At 71.1% G+C, this 17,993-nt stretch carries 18 protein-coding genes and 1 tRNA gene; 9 read left to right on the top strand and 10 right to left on the bottom strand.

Annotated elements, in window-relative coordinates:
• Positions 1–13: 13 nt before the first annotated feature.
• From ACIBVL_RS13330 to ACIBVL_RS13355, 6 genes are all read left to right on the top strand, one after another.
• A complete protein-coding gene (locus tag ACIBVL_RS13330; RefSeq protein WP_399097232.1) occupies positions 14–979 on the top strand; it encodes an ABC transporter ATP-binding protein in 966 nt (321 codons plus the stop codon).
• Positions 969–1,877 carry an ABC transporter permease gene (locus ACIBVL_RS13335; protein WP_399096667.1) on the top strand — a complete coding sequence of 303 codons (909 nt, stop codon included), beginning with the start codon at positions 969–971 and terminating at the stop codon, positions 1,875–1,877. Before ACIBVL_RS13330 ends, ACIBVL_RS13335 begins: the two co-directional genes overlap by 11 nt.
• Positions 1,874–2,785, top strand: coding sequence for an ABC transporter ATP-binding protein (locus ACIBVL_RS13340; protein ID WP_399096670.1), 912 nt, complete (start codon positions 1,874–1,876; stop codon positions 2,783–2,785). The genes ACIBVL_RS13335 and ACIBVL_RS13340 overlap by 4 nt, the downstream gene beginning before the upstream one ends.
• Positions 2,786–2,795: 10 nt before the next feature.
• Positions 2,796–3,515 (top strand): ABC transporter permease subunit, encoded by a 720-nt coding sequence (locus tag ACIBVL_RS13345; protein ID WP_399096673.1) that lies wholly within the window; start codon positions 2,796–2,798, stop codon positions 3,513–3,515.
• A gap of 123 nt (positions 3,516–3,638) precedes the next feature.
• On the top strand, positions 3,639–3,881 hold the full coding sequence (locus ACIBVL_RS13350) for a hypothetical protein (RefSeq protein ID WP_399096676.1): 243 nt from the start codon (positions 3,639–3,641) through the stop codon (positions 3,879–3,881).
• A 239-nt stretch (positions 3,882–4,120) separates the two neighbouring features.
• Positions 4,121–4,207 (top strand) — tRNA-Ser (locus ACIBVL_RS13355).
• A 69-nt stretch (positions 4,208–4,276) separates the two neighbouring features.
• Here the strand turns inward: ACIBVL_RS13355 and ACIBVL_RS13360 are convergent.
• From ACIBVL_RS13360 to ACIBVL_RS13400, 9 genes are all read right to left on the bottom strand, one after another.
• Positions 4,277–5,095 (bottom strand): HAD family hydrolase, encoded by an 819-nt coding sequence (locus ACIBVL_RS13360; protein WP_399096679.1) that lies wholly within the window; start codon positions 5,093–5,095, stop codon positions 4,277–4,279.
• The gene (gene serS, locus ACIBVL_RS13365; protein WP_399096682.1) at positions 5,092–6,369 is read right to left on the bottom strand and encodes a serine--tRNA ligase; all 1,278 of its coding nucleotides are present in this window, start codon (positions 6,367–6,369) and stop codon (positions 5,092–5,094) included. The genes ACIBVL_RS13360 and serS overlap by 4 nt, the downstream gene beginning before the upstream one ends.
• Positions 6,370–6,929: 560 nt before the next feature.
• Entirely contained in the window at positions 6,930–7,862 is a 933-nt protein-coding gene (gene pheA, locus ACIBVL_RS13370; RefSeq protein ID WP_399096685.1) for a prephenate dehydratase, read from the bottom strand.
• Positions 7,863–7,985: 123 nt separating this feature from the next.
• Positions 7,986–9,278 (bottom strand): iron uptake transporter deferrochelatase/peroxidase subunit, encoded by a 1,293-nt coding sequence (efeB, locus tag ACIBVL_RS13375; RefSeq protein ID WP_399096688.1) that lies wholly within the window; start codon positions 9,276–9,278, stop codon positions 7,986–7,988.
• Between the two features lie 8 nt (positions 9,279–9,286).
• On the bottom strand, positions 9,287–11,179 hold the full coding sequence (locus ACIBVL_RS13380; protein ID WP_399096692.1) for a copper resistance CopC/CopD family protein: 1,893 nt from the start codon (positions 11,177–11,179) through the stop codon (positions 9,287–9,289).
• Positions 11,180–11,192: 13 nt separating this feature from the next.
• Positions 11,193–11,663: a copper chaperone PCu(A)C gene (locus tag ACIBVL_RS13385; protein ID WP_399096695.1), complete on the bottom strand. Its 471-nt coding sequence runs from the start codon at positions 11,661–11,663 to the stop codon at positions 11,193–11,195.
• The gene (locus tag ACIBVL_RS13390) at positions 11,660–12,313 is read right to left on the bottom strand and encodes an SCO family protein (RefSeq protein WP_399096698.1); all 654 of its coding nucleotides are present in this window, start codon (positions 12,311–12,313) and stop codon (positions 11,660–11,662) included. The genes ACIBVL_RS13385 and ACIBVL_RS13390 overlap by 4 nt, the downstream gene beginning before the upstream one ends.
• Positions 12,314–12,414: 101 nt before the next feature.
• Positions 12,415–13,158 (bottom strand): YcnI family protein, encoded by a 744-nt coding sequence (locus tag ACIBVL_RS13395; RefSeq protein WP_399096701.1) that lies wholly within the window; start codon positions 13,156–13,158, stop codon positions 12,415–12,417.
• A gap of 121 nt (positions 13,159–13,279) precedes the next feature.
• Positions 13,280–14,119, bottom strand: a complete 840-nt coding sequence (locus ACIBVL_RS13400; RefSeq protein WP_399096704.1) for a hypothetical protein — start codon at positions 14,117–14,119, stop codon at positions 13,280–13,282.
• Positions 14,120–14,372: 253 nt separating this feature from the next.
• Here ACIBVL_RS13400 and ACIBVL_RS13405 point away from each other — a divergent pair, with 253 nt between their 5' ends.
• From ACIBVL_RS13405 to ACIBVL_RS13415, 3 genes are all read left to right on the top strand, one after another.
• Positions 14,373–14,828 (top strand): ATP-binding protein, encoded by a 456-nt coding sequence (locus ACIBVL_RS13405; protein WP_399096707.1) that lies wholly within the window; start codon positions 14,373–14,375, stop codon positions 14,826–14,828.
• A gap of 110 nt (positions 14,829–14,938) precedes the next feature.
• Positions 14,939–15,937, top strand: a complete 999-nt coding sequence (locus tag ACIBVL_RS13410) for an intradiol ring-cleavage dioxygenase (RefSeq protein ID WP_399096710.1) — start codon at positions 14,939–14,941, stop codon at positions 15,935–15,937.
• A 9-nt stretch (positions 15,938–15,946) separates the two neighbouring features.
• Positions 15,947–16,780: a triphosphoribosyl-dephospho-CoA synthase gene (locus ACIBVL_RS13415; RefSeq protein WP_399096713.1), complete on the top strand. Its 834-nt coding sequence runs from the start codon at positions 15,947–15,949 to the stop codon at positions 16,778–16,780.
• Here the strand turns inward: ACIBVL_RS13415 and ACIBVL_RS13420 are convergent.
• Positions 16,755–17,972 carry an MFS transporter gene (locus ACIBVL_RS13420; protein ID WP_399096716.1) on the bottom strand — a complete coding sequence of 406 codons (1,218 nt, stop codon included), beginning with the start codon at positions 17,970–17,972 and terminating at the stop codon, positions 16,755–16,757. The two genes, ACIBVL_RS13415 and ACIBVL_RS13420, sit on opposite strands and share 26 nt — an antisense overlap.
• Between the last annotated feature and the right edge of the window lie 21 nt (positions 17,973–17,993).

The raw sequence follows: 17,993 nt of genomic DNA on the forward strand, positions 1-17,993 counted from the left end.
CGATGTTGTGACTGTGATCGCGACCGAAAGCCTGAGCAAGCGGTTCCCCAGGGTGACCGCGCTCGACCGGCTGTCCGTGGACATCGGACCCGGTGTGACCGGACTCGTCGGTGCCAACGGCGCCGGCAAGTCCACGCTCATCAAGATCCTGCTGGGTCTCTCGCCCGCCACGGAGGGCCGCGCCGAGGTGCTCGGCCTCGACGTGGCCTCCAAGGGTGCCGCCATCCGCGAGCGGGTGGGCTACATGCCGGAACACGACTGCCTGCCGCCCGACGTCTCGGCCACCGAGTTCGTCGTGCACATGGCCCGCATGTCCGGCCTGCCGCCCACCGCCGCCCGCGAGCGCACCGCGGACACCCTGCGCCACGTCGGGCTGTACGAGGAGCGCTACCGCCCCATAGGCGGCTACTCCACGGGCATGAAGCAGCGCGTCAAGCTTGCCCAGGCCCTGGTGCACGACCCGCAGCTGGTCTTCCTCGACGAGCCGACCAACGGCCTCGACCCGGTCGGCCGCGACGAGATGCTCGGCCTGATCCGCCGCATCCACACCGACTTCGGCATCTCGGTCCTGGTCACCTCCCACCTCCTGGGCGAACTGGAGCGCACCTGCGACCACGTCGTGGTCGTCGACGGCGGCAAGCTTCTGCGCTCCAGCTCCACCACCGACTTCACCCAGACCACGACCACCCTGGCGATCGAGGTCACCGACACCGACACCCACCCGGACGGCACCCGTGCGGTCCGCGAGGCGCTCCACGCGCGCGGGCTGGACGTCCTGGACTCCGGCAGCGGCCTGCCGGGCGCCGGCCACATCCTGCTGCTGACCGCGCAGGGCGAGGAGACGTACGACGTCGTCCGGGACGTGGTCGCCGACCTCGGCCTCGGCCTGGTCCGCATGGAACAGCGCCGGCACCACATCTCCGAGGTCTTCAAGGACAGCGACGAGCAGCGGAAGGAGGCTGTCGGCCATGGCAGTTGAGCACCCGGTCACCGCCCCCTCGGGCGACCAGACCCGCATCCACAACATCGGCTACCGCAGCTACGACGGCCCCCGCCTCGGCCGCGCCTACGCCCGCCGCTCCCTGTACTCGCAGTCCCTGCGCGGCGCCTACGGCCTCGGCCGCTCGGTGAAGTCCAAGGTGCTGCCGATGCTGCTGTTCGTGGTGATGTGCGTGCCCGCGGCCATCATGGTCGCCGTCGCCGTCGCCACGAAGGCCAAGGAGCTGCCCCTGGACTACACGCGCTACGCGATCGTCATGCAGGCCGTCATCAGCCTGTACGTCGCCTCGCAGGCGCCCCAGTCCGTCTCCCGCGACCTGCGCTTCAAGACCGTCCCGCTGTACTTCTCGCGGCCCATCGAGACCGCGGACTACGTACGCGCCAAGTACGCGGCGCTGGCCTCCGCGCTGTTCATCCTCACCGCCGCCCCCCTGCTCGTGCTCTACGTCGGCGCGCTACTGGCCAAGCTCGACTTCGCCGACCAGACCAAGGGATTCGCTCAGGGACTCGTCTCCGTGGCACTGCTCTCACTGCTCTTCGCCGGCATCGGCCTGGTCATCGCCTCGGTGACCCCCCGCCGGGGCTTCGGCATCGCGGCCGTCATCGCCGTCCTGACCATCTCCTACGGCGCCGTCTCCACGCTCCAGGCCATCGCCGAGGCCCAGAACAGCAGCAGCGCGATCCCGTGGATCGGCCTGTTCTCGCCGGTCACGCTCATCGACGGAGTGCAGTCCGCGTTCCTCGGCGCCGACTCGGCGTTCCCCGGCGGCATAGGCCCGTCCAACGGGGAGGGCGTGGTGTACATCCTCGTCGTGCTCGGCCTGATCGCCGCCGCCTACGGACTCCTGACGCGCCGCTACCGGAAGGTGGGCCTGTGACCACGCTCTCCATCGACCACGTCTCCCGCTGGTTCGGCAACGTGGTCGCCGTCAACGACATCACCATGACCATCGGCCCCGGCGTCACCGGTCTGCTCGGCCCCAACGGCGCCGGAAAGTCCACCCTGATCAACATGATGGGCGGCTTCCTGGCTCCCTCCACCGGCACGGTCACCCTCGACGGACAGCAGGTCTGGCGCAACGAGGCGATCTACAAGCACATCGGCATCGTCCCCGAGCGCGAGGCGATGTACGACTTCCTCACCGGCCGCGAATTCGTCGTCGCCAACGCCGAACTGCACGGCCTCGGGGACAAGGCCGCCCAACGGGCCCTGGCCACGGTCGAGATGGAGTACGCCCAGGACCGCAAGATCGCGACCTACTCCAAGGGCATGCGGCAGCGCGTGAAGATGGCGAGCGCCCTCGTCCACGAGCCGTCGCTGCTCCTGCTCGACGAGCCCTTCAACGGCATGGACCCGCGTCAGCGCATGCAGCTCATGGATCTGCTGCGGCGCATGGGCGACGAGGGCCGCACCGTGCTGTTCTCCTCCCACATCCTCGAAGAGGTCGAGCAGCTCGCCTGGCACATCGAGGTGGTCGTCGCCGGACGGCACGCGGCCAGCGGTGACTTCCGCAAGATCCGCCGTCTGATGACCGACCGCCCGCACCGCTACCTGGTGCGCTCCAGCGACGACCGCGCCCTCGCGGCCGCGCTGATCGCCGACCCGTCGACCTCCGGCATCGAAGTGGACCTGGCCGAGGGCGCGCTGCGCATCCAGGCCGTCGACTTCGGCCGCTTCACCGCCCTGCTGCCGAGGGTCGCGAAGGACCACGGCATCCGGCTGCTGACGGTCTCGCCGTCCGACGAGTCCCTCGAGTCCGTCTTCTCGTATCTGGTCGCGGCGTAGGAGGCCCACGATGTATGACCCCACAGTCGCCCGGCTCACCTACCGGGCCCTGCTCGGCCGCCGTCGGGCCCTCATCCTGGGCGCCCTGCCCCTGCTGCTTGTCGCGATCTCCCTGGTCGTGCGCGCCCTGGCCGGCGCTGACGACCAGACCGCCTCCGACCTGCTGGGCGGGCTCGCGCTGGCCACGATGGTGCCGATCATCGGTGTCATCGCCGGCACCGGCGCGATCGGCCCGGAGATCGACGACGGCTCCGTGGTGTACCTGCTGTCCAAGCCGCTGAAGCGGCCGACGATCATCTTCACCAAGCTGATCGTGGCGATAGCGGTCACGATGGTGTTCTCGGCGCTGCCGACGCTGATCGCCGGATTCATCCTCAACGGCAACGGCCAGCAGATCGCGGTGGCCTACACGGTCGCGGCCCTGGTCTCCTCCATCGCCTACGCGGCGCTCTTCCTGCTGCTGGGCACGGTGTCCCGGCACGCGGTGGTCTTCGGGCTCGTCTACGCGCTGGTCTGGGAGGCGCTGTTCGGCTCCCTGGTGCCGGGAGCGCGCACGCTCAGCGTGCAGCAGTGGTCGCTGGCCGTCGCCCACAAGGTGGCCGGCGGGGACCTGGTCACCTCGGACGTCGGACTGACGACGGCGACGGTGTTCCTGGTCGCGGTGACCGTCCTGGCCACCTGGTACGCGGGGCAGAAGCTGCGGTCGCTGACGCTGGCGGGTGAGGAGTAGGCGGGGCTTCCGGGCGCCTCCCGGCGCCCGGGCGGCGACTGCCCCGAGGGAGACCGGTCTTGACGGGGACTTCACTCCCGTCCGGGCACACTGGGCAAAGCGGATACGGCTAGGAGGACGGGGATGGCGGACGACATACCGGTCAGCGACGGTCGCGGACGGGCCGGTGACGAGGCCTGGGACGACCTCGTCCTGGACGAGGACTTCATCCGGGCCGCCGAGACGTCCGAACCGTCCGCCCGGGCCAGGATGCTCACCGCCCGCTGGCGGGCGGAGGAGCCCGAGCCGCAGCCCTGGCGCTCCGACGAGCCGCCCGCCGGATGGTTCTTCAGCAAGGCCCGTCGCCGCAGGTGGCGCCGCCGGTAGCGGCGGCGTTTTATTCGGTGGCGCCCAACTCCTCCCCCGGGCACAGTGGTTGTCGTTCACCACACGCTGGGAGAGGAGCGGGGCGATGCCCATGCACGGCAGTACGTCCAGCTCCCGACAGGGCAGCCGGCGGCGGGCTTCGGAGTAGTTACCCCTCCGTGGAGCCCATGTCGCACGGGGAGCTGCCCGGGGCGGCCGCTTCGAGCACGCGATGTCGCTCTCGCGTGGGCCGCCCACCCGGAGGATTGGCCGAGTGGCAAGGCACCGGTTTGCTAAACCGTGGTCGGGGGTCACACCCCGCGCACGTTCGATCCGTGCATCCTCCGCAAGACGTTGTCACCGGGGCCTGGCCGGGTTGTCGGCCGGGACGACGGGAACCTTCGCAACATGGCCTACTAGCCCAGCAGTCGCTCCACCACCACCGCGATTCCGTCCTCCTCGTTCGAGGACGTCACCTCGTCGGCGACCGTCTTCAGGTCCTCGTGGGCGTTGGCCATGGCCACGCCCCGGGCTGCCCAGGCGAACATCGGGATGTCGTTGGGCATGTCGCCGAAGGCGATCGTGTCGGTTGCCTTCACGCCCAGGCGGCGGGCCGCCAGGGAGAGGCCGGTGGCCTTGGAGAGGCCGAGGGGGAGCAGTTCCACGATGCCCTCGCCCGCCATCGCGACGGTCACGAAGCCGCCCGCGGCCCGGCGGGAGGCTTCCGCCAGCTCGTCGTCCGTCAGCGTCGGATGCTGTATGTAGATCTTGTTCAGCGGGGCGGTCCAGAGGTCGGACGCGTCCGTGAAAGGGGTGGAGGGCAGTCTGCCGGTGAGCGTGTAGCCGGGGCCGACCAGCACCTCGCCGTCCAGGCCGTCCCTGCTCGCCGCCAGATACAGCGGGCCGACCTCCGCCTCGATCTTCGCCAGGGCCACCCCGGCCAGCTGCCGGTCCAGGGTCACCGAGGTCAGCAGGCGCTGCTCGCCGACGTCGTACACCTGCGCGCCCTGGCCGCAGACCACGAGGCCCTGGTAGCCGAGGTCGTCGAGGATGTGCCGGGTCCAGGGGACCCCGCGGCCGGTGACGACGATGTGCGCGGCGCCCGCCGCGGTGGCCGCGGCGAGCGCTTCACGGGTGCGCTGCGAGACCGACTCGTCGGAGCGCAGGAGCGTTCCGTCGAGGTCGGTCGCGATCAGCTTGTAGGGGAACCCCCCGGAGGGAGACGCGGCGCTCACTTGGCGACCGGCTCCAGGACCTCCCGGCCACCGAGATACGGGCGCAGCACCTCGGGCACGCGCACGGAACCGTCGGCCTGCTGGTGGTTCTCCAGGATCGCCACGATCGTGCGCGGCACCGCGCAGAGCGTGCCGTTGAGCGTCGCCAGCGGTCGGACCTGCTTGCCCTCGCGGAGACGGATCGACAGCCTGCGGGACTGGAACTCGGTGCAGTCCGAGGTCGAGGTCAGCTCGCGGTACTTGTCCTGCGTCGGGATCCACGCCTCGCAGTCGAACTTGCGGGCGGCCGATGCGCCGAGGTCACCGGTGGCCACGTCGATGACGCGGAAGGGCAGCTCCAGCGAGGTCAGCCACTGCTTCTCCCACTCCAGCAGCCGCTGGTGCTCGGCCTCCGAGTCGTCGGGGTGGACGTAGGAGAACATCTCGACCTTGTCGAACTGGTGGACGCGGAAGATGCCCTTGGTGTCCTTGCCGTGCGAGCCGGCCTCGCGGCGGAAGCACGGGGAGAAGCCGGCGTACCGCAGCGGCAGGCGCTCGGCGTCGATGATCTCGTCCATGTGGTAGGCGGCGAGGGGGACCTCGGAGGTGCCGACCAGGTACAGGTCGTCCTTGTCGAGGTGGTAGACGTCCTGGGCCGCCTGGCCGAGGAAGCCGGTGCCCGCCATCGACTGGGGGCGGACCAGGGCCGGGGTCAGCATCGGGATGAAGCCGGCCGCCGTGGCCTGCGCGATCGCCGCGTTGACCAGGGCCAGCTCCAGCAGGGCGCCGACGCCGGTCAGGAAGTAGAAGCGGGAGCCGGAGACCTTGGCGCCGCGTTCGACGTCGATCGCGCCGAGGAGCTGGCCGAGCTCCAGGTGGTCCCTGGGCGTGAAGCCCTCGGCGCCGAAGTCGCGGATCGTGCCGTGGGTCTCGAGGGTGACGAAGTCCTCCTCGCCGCCCACGGGCACGTCCGGGTGCACGAGGTTGCCCAGCTGCTGCAGGAGCTCCTGGGTCTCGGTGTCGGCGGCGTCGCGCTCGGCGTCGGCCACCTTGACATCGGCGGCCAGCTGGCTCGCCTTCTTCAGCAGCTCGGCCTTCTCGTCCCCGGCGGCCTTGGGGATCAGCTTGCCGAGCGACTTCTGCTCGGCACGCAGCTCGTCGAAGCGGACGCCGGACGACCTGCGCCGCTCGTCGGCAGACAGGAGAGCGTCGACGAGCGCGACGTCCTCTCCACGGGCGCGCTGGGACGCGCGCACACGGTCGGGGTCCTCACGGAGCAGGCGAAGGTCAATCACGCGGTCAAGGCTACCGGTGCGCGGTTGCGGCTCACGACTCACTATGCGGAACCGGGCCGCGCGCGTTCGAATCGGGGCTTACGTTCCGTCGTGAGGTAATTGCCCAACGTGTCAAGGAAAAGCGTCTCACCCCCTGGGACGGGGCATGTGACGGGCGTCGCATTGACTCGAATTCCTTGTGCGGAGCCGGACTTGGGCGCGGGGTTGTCCACAGGAACCCACACCCCGGGTGAGTTATCCACAGGGTGTGTGAAAGGTCTGTGGACAGGTGAATTGATCACTCCACGACTCGTCGTACGTGCGGCGAATTCCTTGCCCAAACCCCTCTCGCGCCCACTTTCGGGTGGAAAAGGGTCACTCAAAGGATTGATCCAAGGAAACGGGTGGACGAAGGGTGACGTACGGGCTGCCAGTCGCCTGTGGGGGCCGTAGGCCGATTTGTCGACTGAGTGGTGCTTCGGTGTCGACTTGTCCCCAGGTCGAGAAGGTGGCCTGTGGATAACTTCTGTGGATAACGCAGATATGCAGGTAGGACCAGCCTGGACCCGCCCGGCAGCGGCTTAGAACCGGCCGTCCTGACAGCGGGCCACCCAGTCCGCCGCCGCCGCGAACTCCCCGTCCGAGGTCCCGGTCAGGGGCGCCGGAACCTCCGCCACGGACACGTCCGCGCGGGGGTACGAGCCGAGGAACCGTACGTCGCGGCAGATCCGCTTCAGACCCGCCAGCGCGTCCGCCACCCGGCGGTCGGAGATATGGCCCTCGGCATCGATGCAGAAGCAGTAGTTGCCGATGCCGGTCCCGGTCGGCCGGGACTGCAGCAGCATGAGGTTGATACCGCGGGTGGCGAACTCGCCCAGCAGATCACGCAGACCTCCGGGGTGGTCGTCGCGCTGCCACAGCACGATCGACGTCTTGTCCGCGCCCGTCGGCGCCGCGGGACGAGCGGGCCGACCCACCAGCACGAACCGGGTCTGGGCGTTCTCGGCGTCGTGGATCCCGGTCTCCAGGGCCGTGAGGCCGTACCGGGCGGCCGCGAACTCGCCGGCGAAGGCGGCGTCGTAGCGGCCCTCCTGGACCAGCCGGGCGGCGTCCGCGTTCGAGGCGGCCGACTCCCAGGTGGCGTCCGGGAGATTCGCCTTCAGCCAGTTGCGCACCTGCGGCTGCGCGGCCGGGTGCGCGGAGACCGTCTTGATGTCCGACAGCTCGGTGCCGGGCCGCACCAGCAGCGCGAAGGTGATCGACAGCAGCACCTCGCGGTAGATCATCAGGGGCGCGCCCGCGACCAGCTCGTCAAGCGTGGTGGTGATGCCGCCCTCGACGGAGTTCTCGATCGGCACGAACGCGGCCTCGGCCTCGCCGCCGCGCACCGCGTCGAGCGCGGACTGCACGGATACATAGGGGATCAGCTGCCGGGTGGCGGTCTCCGGAAGCGTGCGCAGGGCGACCTCCGTGAAGGTGCCCTCGGGGCCGAGATACGCATAGCTCGCTGGCATGACCTCACCCTAATGGCCCTTGCGAAGCGCAGCCCACGCGTTTCATGACTGCCCCTCGCAGGTATGAATCCGCGTAACCCCGGACGAAGTGGATGGACCGGACCGCAGGAGACCGGGCCTGCCTCACCCCTCGAGCAGCGCCTGCCCCACGTACTCCCCCTCCGCCGCACCGCCCGGTACCGCGAAGAGGCCACTGGACTCGTGGCGGATGTACTTCGACAGGGCGTCTCCGCGGTCCAGCTTGCGCTGCACGGTGACGAAGCCGCGCAGCGGGTCCGCCTGCCAGCAGACGAACAGCAGGCCCGCGTCCGGAGTGCCGTCCGCGTCGATGCCGTCGTGGTAGGAGAAGGGGCGCCGCAGCATCGCCGCGCCGCCGTTCTGGTCGGGACGGGTGATGCGGGCGTGCGCATTGATCGGGACGACCAGGTCGCCGTTCGCGTCCGTCTTCTCCAGGTCCATCGCGGTCGTCTCGTCGCCGCCGGACAGCGGCGCCCCATTGGACTTACGGCGTCCGATGACCTGCTCCTGGGCCTTGAGCGACAGCTTCTCCCAGTCGTCGAGGAGCATCCGGATACGGCGTACGACGGCGTAGGAGCCGTTCGCCATCCACGCGGGGTCCTTCGAACCGGACTCCGGGACGAAGATCCGCTGGTCGAAGTCGGAGTCGGCCGGCTTGGGGTTGCGGGTGCCGTCCATCTGGCCCATCAGGTTGCGGGCCGTCATGGGATGGGCCGTGGCGCCCGGAGTGCGGTTGAAGCCGTTCATCTGCCAGCGGACCTTGGCCGCGCTGCCCGTGTCCTTCTGGATCGCGCGCAGGGCGTGGAAGGCGACCAGGGCGTCGTTCGCACCGATCTGCACCCACAGATCGCCGTTGCTGCGGGCCTTGTCGAGGTGGTCGGAGGAGAAGTCGGGCAGCGGATCCAGGGCGACCGGTCGCTGTTTCTCCAGGCCGGTGCGGGTGAAGAAGCTGTTGCCGAAGCCGAAAGTGATCGTCAGCGACGAGGGGCCGGCGTCGCGGGCGATGTCCGTGTCGTCGTTCGGGGCGGCCTCGCCCGCCATCAGCCGGCGGGCCGTCTCCGACCAGCGGCGCAGCAGCGCGGCGGCCTCCTTGCGGCCGGCCCCGGCCGCGAGGTCGAAGGCGATGAGATGGCCGCGCGCCTGGAGGCCCTGGGTGATGCCGGGCTGATGTTTCACGTGAAACCGCGCCTGCCCGGCGCCGATCGAGGACAGCGGGGTCGCCTGTGCCGGCGCTGCCGCATAACCCGCGGCCGCGCCCGCCGCGCCGAGGACGAGCCCGGTCGCCCCGGCGGTGCCGAGCAGCTTCCGCCGGGTCAGAGTCGTCAGGCCCTCGGGGGACGGGGGCTCCGCAGGGGCGACGGCGGGGGTGGGGGCCTCGGGAAGGGACTGGTCGGGCATGGTGCGGGTCAGCCGATCTGCGCGTTCTTGGAGACGGTCACCTGGTCGATGTCGGAGGTCCGCACGGTCACGGCGATCTTCCATTCGCCGGCCATGGGGATCTGCACTCCGGTCGCCGCCCAGTGGCCGGTGGCGATGTGGTCGGGCGCGACGGGCAGCGGCCCGATGTCCTTGGCTTCGAGGGTGAGGGCGACCTTGACCTCGGGGACGTCGAAGGCGCGGCCGTTGGGCCGGGTCACATAGACATGCATCTCGTTGGCCCCGCTGCGGGCGGGGTCGAGGTCGATGCTGACGACGCCCTTGCCGTCGGCGCCGCCGGTGTCGAAGGACATGTCCAGGGTCAGGGCGCCCGAAGTGGCGTCGGACGAGGAGGCCGAGGCCGAGGCGGAGGTGGCCCTGGCGGCCTCCAGCTCCGTACGGCCCGGCTCGGTCGAGGTGAGGGCGGTGGTGACGGCGAGGAGCACGACGGCCACGCCCGCCTCGGCGAGCACCGAGCGACGCAGGCCGAAGCGGTTCGGGTCACCGTCCCGCAGCCGCTTCTCACGGGCGGCGTCCACGGCGGCCTGCTGCCGGGCGAGCTGGGCGGCACGCTCGGAGTCACCGGCGCCCGCGGGAGCGGTCACGTGCTCCTTGGCGGGCTGCTTCCTCTCGACGTCTTCCGCGGTGACCGTGGTGTCCGCCAGCCGTGCCGTCCACCGCCGGGAGATCCACGCGATACCGACGAGAAGGGCCACCAGGCCGATCTTGACGAGGAGCAGCCGGCCGTAGCCGGTCTCGGTGAAGGCGGACCAGGAGCCGAGCTGGCGCCAGGACTGGTAGACGCCGGTCGCGATCAGCGCGATGACGCTGCCGAAGGCGACCTGGGAGAACCGGTGGACGGCGTCGGCCTCGACGGGCCGGTCCACGGGAGCGCGGTAGAGGGCGACGAGGAGTGCGGCGAGCCCGCCCAGCCAGGCGGCCACGGCCAGCAGGTGGACGACGTCGACGGGCATCGCGACGCCCGGCTGCAGTCCGGTCGAGGCGTGCTCGGCCATGGCCCAGCTGGCGGCGAGCCCGGCGGCCACGACGGTCCCGCCGATCGCGAGCCCGAAGGTCAGGTCCCGCTTCTCCTCGTCCTCCCGCTTGTCGTAGGCGCCGAAGAGGACGGCGATGAACAGTGCGGCCGCGGCGAGCAGCAGCAGCCGGGAGACGAGCGCCGCGCCCGTCTTGGTCTGCAGGACCTGACCGAGCAGTTCCAGGTCGAAGATGTCGCCGAGCTTCCCCGAGCCGGTGTAGGAGCCGCGCAGAAGCAGCAGGAACAGCGTGGCGGCGGTCATCGCGACCCAGCCGGCGACCACGAGCCGCTGCAGCGCCCGTACCCCGGTGCCGCGCTGCCAGCAGGCCAGGACGAAGGCGGCCGCGCCGACCATCACGATGAACCCGGCGTACGACAGGTACCGGCCGAAGCCGTAGAGGCCGCCGACCACCCCGCCCCCGGCCGTCTGGTCGGACACCGAGACGCTGGTCTTGGAGGGGGAGCCGACGGAGAAGGTGTAGGCACCGGCGACGGGATGGCTGTCGGCGGACACCACTTGGTAGGTCACGGTGTACGTGCCGTCGGGCAGCCCCGAGTGCAACTGCACCGCGTACGACGTGCCGCTCGTGTTGGACGGTTTGCCGCTGTCGACACGGGCGCCCTTGGGGTCGAGGACGCGCAGCGAGTCGTCGTTCATCGAGACGGTCTCGGAGAAGGTCAGCGTCACCTGGGTGGGCGCCTTGTCGACCACCACCCCCTGCGCGGGGTCGCTGCCGGTCAGCGCGGCGTGCGCGGAGGCCGGTCCGGCTCCGGCCAGGAGCGCGCCGGTGACCGCCAGGAACAGCAGCACGAGCATCCGGACGCGGGGGGTGATGGTCTGCGTCAAGGTGGTCCCTCCCTCAGTGGCCGGTCTTCGGGTTGTACGTGGCGGACTCCACCGGAATCTCGACCTCGACCGTGCCGGACTCGGCGAAGTGCAGTTCGACGGCGACCTTCTCGCCCCGCACCGGCTTGCTCTTCAGCTTCTCGAACATCAGGTGGTTGCCGCCGCTCTTGAACACGAGTTGACCGTGCGCGGGGACCTCGAGGGAGGTGACCTCCTCCATCGACGACCCGACGGTCTCGTGGAGGGTGACGCTGCCCGCGACGGCACTGGTGACGGACGTCAGCTCGTCCTTGGCGCCGCCCTTGTTGACGATGGTGAGGAAGCCCGCGGCCATGGTGTCCGAGACCGGCTGCGGTATGTAGGCGGACTCGACGGACAATTCTGCCTTGCCGTCCGAGCCCCAGCCGCAGCCCGCCGGCAGCAGCGCCCCGGTGACGAGGGCGATTCGCACGGCGAGGTGCCTCGCGCGGGTCACCGGGCTCACGGGTTCTGCCCCTTGATGATCTTCGGCAGGTCCTTGGTGTAGTCGTCGACCGTGGTGTCCTCGTCGTACAGCAGATACCCGCCGTTCGTCTTCGGCGAGAAGGCGATGACCTGGGTGCCGTGGGTGGAGACGATCTTGCCGTTCTTGTCCTTGTGCGGTGCCTCGACGGAGATGCCGACGCCGCGGGCGGCGGCCTGGATGGTGGCGAACTTGCCGGTGAGGCCGACGACCTGGGGGTCGATGCCCTTGAGCCACTTGCCGAGCGCGGCCGGGGTGTCCCGGTCGGGGTCGGTGGTGACGAACACCACGCGCAGCTCGTCCTGGTCCGCCTTGGGCAACTGCTTCTTGGCCACGGCGATGTTGCTCATCGTCAGCGGGCAGATGTCCGGGCAGTTGGTGTACCCGAAGTAGATCAGCGTGGGGTGGCCGTCGGTCTCCTTGCGGAGGTCGTAGGACTTGCCCCGGGTGTCGGTGAGGACCAGGTCCGGCTTGGTGAAGGGCTGGTCCAGCACGGTCGCGGCCTGCTGCTTGCCGTTCTCCTCGGAGACGGCGGCGACGGAGTTGTCGCCACCGTCCCCGCTGCCGCACGCGGAGAGGGTGAGGGTGGCGGCGGCGAGCAGCGCGGCCGCGGCGAACGTCTTCTTGCGCATAGAGAAATGTCCCAGATGTGTGAACTCCGGCGTGCACCGGGGTCGTGGCGACCCCGGTGCACGACACGGTCGATCAGGCGTCAGGCGTCAGGCGTCGGAGGTCAGGCCTCGGTCGTCGTCCGGCGACGGCCGGCGAGCACCCCGTACGCCACTCCGGCGGCGCCGACGACGATGCCGACCACGCCGAGGACGCGGGCGGTGGTGTCGGTGCCGTCGGAGGCCTCGGTCGTCGAGGCGGCCGCCTCGACGTCGTCGGAGGACTCGTCCGAGGCGTCCTCGGCCGTCGTGCCGCCGTGGTGGTCGCCTTCGGAGGCGGCGGACAGGGCGAGCACGGGCGCCGGGTTCTCCGGCTCCTCCGCGCCGTCCTCCTGCACCTCGATCCAGCGCACGACCTCCTTGTTGGAGTATGTCTGGACCGCCTTGAAGACGAGTTCGTCGGCGTCGTCGGGCAGCGCGCCCATGGAGACCGGGAACCGCTGGACGTAGCCGGGCTCGATCCCCTTGCCGTCGGCGGTCCAGGTGACCTTGGAGACGGCCTCGCCGATCTTCTGGCCGTGCACCTCGAGCGGTTTGTCGAGCTTGCTCTTGGTGACGGTGATCTTCCAGCCGTCGATCTTCTCCGGCATCACGGAGGCCAGCGGGTGATCGGCCGGGAAGGTGACCTCGAGCTTGGTGGTCGAGGCTTCGTCGCGCTCGTTGGGGACACGGAAGTTGACCAGGGCGTAGCCGCCCTTCGCAGCCGTGCCGTCCGGCTGCACGCTGACGTGCGCGAAAGCGGGCGAGGACAGTACGAGGACGGCGGAACCGGCGACAGCGGCGGCGGCGGCGATACGAGAAGCCTTCATGGCGGAGAGCACTCCACTCCGAGTGAGGTCTGACGGTGAGAGAGGCGGGCGCCGCAACAGGCGCACGCGCGCGTGCCGCACGACAGCGGCCACCCTCCACAGGAGTGCTGGACGTGTCGCGTCAGGCAGCGAGGACGAGTTCGGCCCCGGTCGGCGGGCCGCGCCTGATCACCGTGTGCTGGAGTGCGGTGGTACGGGGCTTCGGGGGCGCGAGGAGGGCGGTGCGCGGGGCGCGTGGGTCCGTTTCCGGCGCGTCGGGGAGCCCTGCGAGCAGGGCGCGCACCAGCGTGAGCGCCCCGCGCAGCGACCGTACGAGAGCTCCCTCGGCGACGCCGTGCGCCGACAGGTGGATCAGCCGTCGCAGGGCCGCGTCACCGCGCCGCAGCAGCCATCCCGCGGCGAGCGCCGCGAGGACATGGCCGAGCAGCATGGGCAGGGACGGCAGCAGCGCCGTCGACGAGCCGGAGGCGGACAGGGCGTCGGCGGAATGGCGCATGGAACCCATGCCGCTCATGCCGCTCATGTCCGGGCCGGAGGTGCCGCTGTAGAGCCGAGCGTCGACGAGGATCTTCCGGGCATGGGCGGGACTGATCGCCGCCGCCGTGGCCCCGCAGACCAGCCGGGCCGCCCGCGCGACGAGCGCGGCGTCCGACGCGGACATCGCGGTGGTCGCCGTGGACGCGGAAGCGGTGTGCTGCCCGAGCCCGAACAGCGTGTGCAGCACGCTCTGTCCGACGGCGAGCAGCGCCACGACGCCCGGCAGCGAGCGTTCGCGCCCGGCGAGCGGCACCACGACCGCGAGGGCGCCCAGGAAACCGGCGCCCAGGGTCCACAGCGGAACCGTGGCGCAGGAGGCCATGGTGTGCCCGGCGGCGGCCAGCACGACGCAGACCGCGGCGAAAACCGCGGCCCGCAACAGTCGTAGATCGCGTCCGCAGCGCTCACCGTGGGGGGCAGTCATGGCGGCCTCATCATCGCACTGGACTCATGGCCGCCATGCGGCAGGTCCGCAAGATGCGGTACGACTCCCTACGACATGGAAGATCATCTTCTGGGAAGACTGGTACGACTGACGCCCCCTGTGCCCCACATACACCGATTCTCTCTGTCTGTGCATCCCCCATATGGGCGGCATCACGCGGAATTCGCGCTTACATACGCGTCCGAGCGGCAATACGTATCGGTATGTCGAGCCGCGGCCAGGAGGCTGGAGCATGAGCATCTGGTGGTCACTCCATCTGCGGCGCGAAGCCGCGAGCGTTCCGCTCGCCCGCCGTCTGCTGCTCGGCACCATGGAGACGGCCGGCGTCGATCCCGACGTCAGTTACGACCTCTCCGTAGCGTTGAGCGAGGCCTGTGCCAACGCCGTCGAGCACGGCGGGGACACCGCGCACGGCGGCTGTTCGGAGGCGTACCGGGTCACCGCCTACCTCGACGGCGAGAAGTGCCGTATCGAGGTCGCGGACTCGGGCCCGGGCTTCAGCGGCGACCGCCCCGCCCCCGCACCGGTGCGCATGAGCTCCGACGCCGAGCAGGGCCGGGGCCTCTTCCTCATCCAGGAGCTCGCCGACCACGTCCACATCGGCAACAAGCCGGGACGCGGCGGAGCGGTGGTCAGCTTCGACAAGATCCTCAAATGGCGCAAGGACGCTCCGCTGATGGCCGTATGACGGATCTTCAGATGCGCCGACCGGCAGGGAACTTGAGGTTCCTCAGCACTCACAGGCTCCTCTCAGCGTTCCTTCAGCCCGCTGATGGGCGGCGTTCCTAACTTCTGCCCATGACGGGAAACCACAAAGACACCGGCATCACGAGGCGGCGCGCCCTCGTGGTGACCGGCGGCACGGTCGCGGCCGGCGGGCTCGCCGCGGCCGGGTACCAGTCGGCGTTCGCCGACACCACCACGGACAGCGACACCACCACGGACGGTGAGGCGACCGCGGACGCCACCTCGGCCAGCAGCGCGTGCCTGACGCTCATGTCCAGCGTGACGGAAGGGCCGTACTACCTCGATGGTGCCCTGGTGCGCAAGGACATCACCGAGGGCAAGAGCGGCGTACCGCTGACCCTGCGCCTGACGGTCGTCGACGCCACCGACGGCTGCACCCCGGTCCCCGGCGCTGCCGTCGAGATCTGGCACTGCGACGCCTGGGGCTACTACTCCGGCTACACCACCGCCAACCCCGGCGGTTCGGCCCCGGCCGAGAGCGAGGACGGTTCCACCGCCGACGACAACACCTACCTGCGCGGCTACCAGATCGCCAACGCCAACGGGGTCGTCAAGTTCGAGACGATCTTCCCCGGCTGGTACACCCCGCGCACCTGCCACATCCACGTCAAGGTGCACACCGGCGGCGAGAAGGAGGACGGCACGTACGAGGGCGGCAAGGTCAACTACACCGGCCAGCTCTTCTTCGACGACGGCATCGCCGAGGAGATCTTCACCCTCGAGCCCTACTCCAAGCACTCCGGCAGCTACACCACCCTCGACAACGACATGGTCTACGACGGCGGCGGCGCCTCCAGCGGCCTGCTGACCCTCAAGGCTGTGCACAAGAAGGACCCGTCCAAGGGCTACAAGGGCTTCCTCTCCCTGGCCATCGACCCGGACGCCGAGAACACCGGCGCGGGCAGCGGTGGCGGCGACGGCGGAGGCACACCCCCGAGCGACGCCCCGACGGGCACTCCCCCGAGCGACGCCCCGACGGGCACTCCCCCGAGCGACGCCCCGACGGGCACTCCGCCGAGCGACGCCCCGTCGGCCTCCGCGTCCTCGTAGGGTACGGATGTGACCCGCCGTGAGGACGACGTGCTCGCGCAGGCCGCCGTGGCCGCGCTGACCGGTCAGCTGGCCCTCGCTCCCAAGCCGGGCCTGCCCGACCCCCGTGACCTGGATGCCCGTGTCACCCGCAGGGACCACCGCGGGCTGCGCTGGTCGGCCAAGGCGCTCGCGCCGGGCCTCGCGTCGATGGCCGCCGCCGCCCGCCGCACCGGCGAACCCACGCCCCGGCTCCGCGCGGAGCTGGGTGCGATCGGGAGGTGCGCCGAGCACTCGGTGGGCCTGGCCGGCGGCGGACACCGGGGCGCCCTGTGGACGCTGGGCCTGCTGGTCGCGGCGGCCGCGCTCAACCCCCGGGCGCGGGGCACCGAGATCACCGCGACCGCCAAACGGATCGCCGCGCACCCCGACCGGGGCGCCCCGCGGCGGCCGTCCCGCGGCTCCACTGTCTCGGTCAAGTACGGCGCGGCAGGCGCCCGCGGCGAGGCCCGGGCCGGATTCCCGCACATACGGCGGGCCCTGGACGCCCTCGCCAAGGCACGCTCCGCCGGCGCGGGCGAGGCCGAGGCACAGCTGGACGCCCTGCTCACCGTCATGTCCACCCTCCAGGACACCGAACTCCTGCACACGACCGGCCCCCTGGGCCTGCGTCACGTACAGGCGGGCGCCCGCGGCGTCCTGGAGGCGGGCGGCACGGCGACGGAGGCGGGCCGCGAGGCCCTCACCGCCTTCGACACCGACCTGCACGCACGCGCGTGGAGCCCCAGAGGCAGCGCGGGCCTGCTGGCAGGCGCCCTGTTCGTGGACTCCCTGCCGGTCAGTTCACCGGTACGGGCCGCCTGACCCCCTCGGGCGAGCGGCCGACGGCGGCCCGGCGCGCCGCCGGCCCCATCGCGTACGACGCCCCCACCATCGCCGCGCCCAGCAGCAGCCAGCCCGGCGGGCCCCACTCCACCAGCAGCCAGGTCAGCACCAGCGGGCCCAGGGTGCGGGCCACCGTGACGCCGGTGCCGAACAGGCCCTGGTACTCGCCGACCCGCTCGGCCGGGGCCAGATCGAAGGAGAGCTGCCAGGAACCGGCCGACTGCCCCATCTCCGCGATCACCTGCAACACCGCTCCCACCACCAGCACCCCCGCCGCCACCCATGCCGACGCCCCCGCGGACAGCGCGAACACGGCGCACGCCGCGCACATCACCCACCCCGCCCGGCGGACCGCCCGGGTGGCGCTCCGCAGCCCGGTCACCCCACGCGCCGCCCGCACCTGGAACACCGTCACCACGGCCGTGTTCAGCACGAACAGCGCGGACACCAGCCAGGCCGGCGCCCCCGTCCGCTCGGTGATCCACAGCGGCAGCACCAGACTCAGCAACGGCATCCGCAGCAGCAGCACGGTGTTGAGCAGCGCCACGACCGCGTAGGGCCGGTCGCGCAGGACCCCCAGGTCGGCACGCCCGCGTACCCGTACGGAAGGTGCCACGCGAGGCAGCCCGGCCAGCAGCAGCGCGCACACCGCGAAACTCACCGCGTCCACCGCGAACACCCCGGCGTACGCCCCGGGCGTCCCGGCGTGCAACGCGAGCCCGCCGAGCCCCGCGCCCACCGCGAGCCCCGCGTTCAGCGTCGACTGCAGGCGCGCGAGCAGCCCCGTGCGCTCCCCGGCGGGCACCAGCCCCGCCAGCAGCGCCTGCCGCGCCGCCGCCAGCCCCGACTGCGCGGCCGCGTATCCGCACGCCACCAGCACGAACGGCACGAAGGCGCGGACGACGGTGAAGGCCGCCACCGCGAGCCCGGTCGCCAGCGCCAGCAGCACCGCCGTACCGCGCGCCCCGCACCGGTCCGCGAGCCGCCCCAGCGGTACCCCGGCCAGCGAGCCGACCGCCCACCCGACGGTCAGCCCGAGCCCCACGCGCGCGGGGGAGAGGCCGACGACCTGTGTGAAGTACAGGGCCGACGTCGTGTAGTAGGCGCCGTCCCCGACCGAGTTGCCCAACTGGGCGAGGGCGAGCAGGCGTCCTGGCGGAGGCTTCGTCATACCGCCGACGGTAGGGGCGCG

Origin of the sequence: Streptomyces sp. NPDC049687 (assembly GCF_044465285.1) — a bacterium.
GTDB lineage: Bacteria > Actinomycetota > Actinomycetes > Streptomycetales > Streptomycetaceae > Streptomyces.

Coding starts and splice junctions, on each gene's coding strand:
- ACIBVL_RS13335 (WP_399096667.1), top strand. CDS start 969: ATGGCAGTTGAGCACCCGGTCACCGCCCCCTCGGGCGACCAGACCCGC.
- ACIBVL_RS13345 (WP_399096673.1), top strand. CDS start 2,796: ATGTATGACCCCACAGTCGCCCGGCTCACCTACCGGGCCCTGCTCGGC.
- ACIBVL_RS13350 (WP_399096676.1), top strand. CDS start 3,639: ATGGCGGACGACATACCGGTCAGCGACGGTCGCGGACGGGCCGGTGAC.
- pheA (WP_399096685.1), bottom strand. CDS start 7,862: ATGCCAGCGAGCTATGCGTATCTCGGCCCCGAGGGCACCTTCACGGAG.
- efeB (WP_399096688.1), bottom strand. CDS start 9,278: ATGCCCGACCAGTCCCTTCCCGAGGCCCCCACCCCCGCCGTCGCCCCT.
- ACIBVL_RS13390 (WP_399096698.1), bottom strand. CDS start 12,313: ATGCGCAAGAAGACGTTCGCCGCGGCCGCGCTGCTCGCCGCCGCCACC.
- ACIBVL_RS13395 (WP_399096701.1), bottom strand. CDS start 13,158: ATGAAGGCTTCTCGTATCGCCGCCGCCGCCGCTGTCGCCGGTTCCGCC.
- ACIBVL_RS13400 (WP_399096704.1), bottom strand. CDS start 14,119: ATGACTGCCCCCCACGGTGAGCGCTGCGGACGCGATCTACGACTGTTG.
- ACIBVL_RS13405 (WP_399096707.1), top strand. CDS start 14,373: ATGAGCATCTGGTGGTCACTCCATCTGCGGCGCGAAGCCGCGAGCGTT.
- ACIBVL_RS13410 (WP_399096710.1), top strand. CDS start 14,939: ATGACGGGAAACCACAAAGACACCGGCATCACGAGGCGGCGCGCCCTC.
- ACIBVL_RS13420 (WP_399096716.1), bottom strand. CDS start 17,972: ATGACGAAGCCTCCGCCAGGACGCCTGCTCGCCCTCGCCCAGTTGGGC.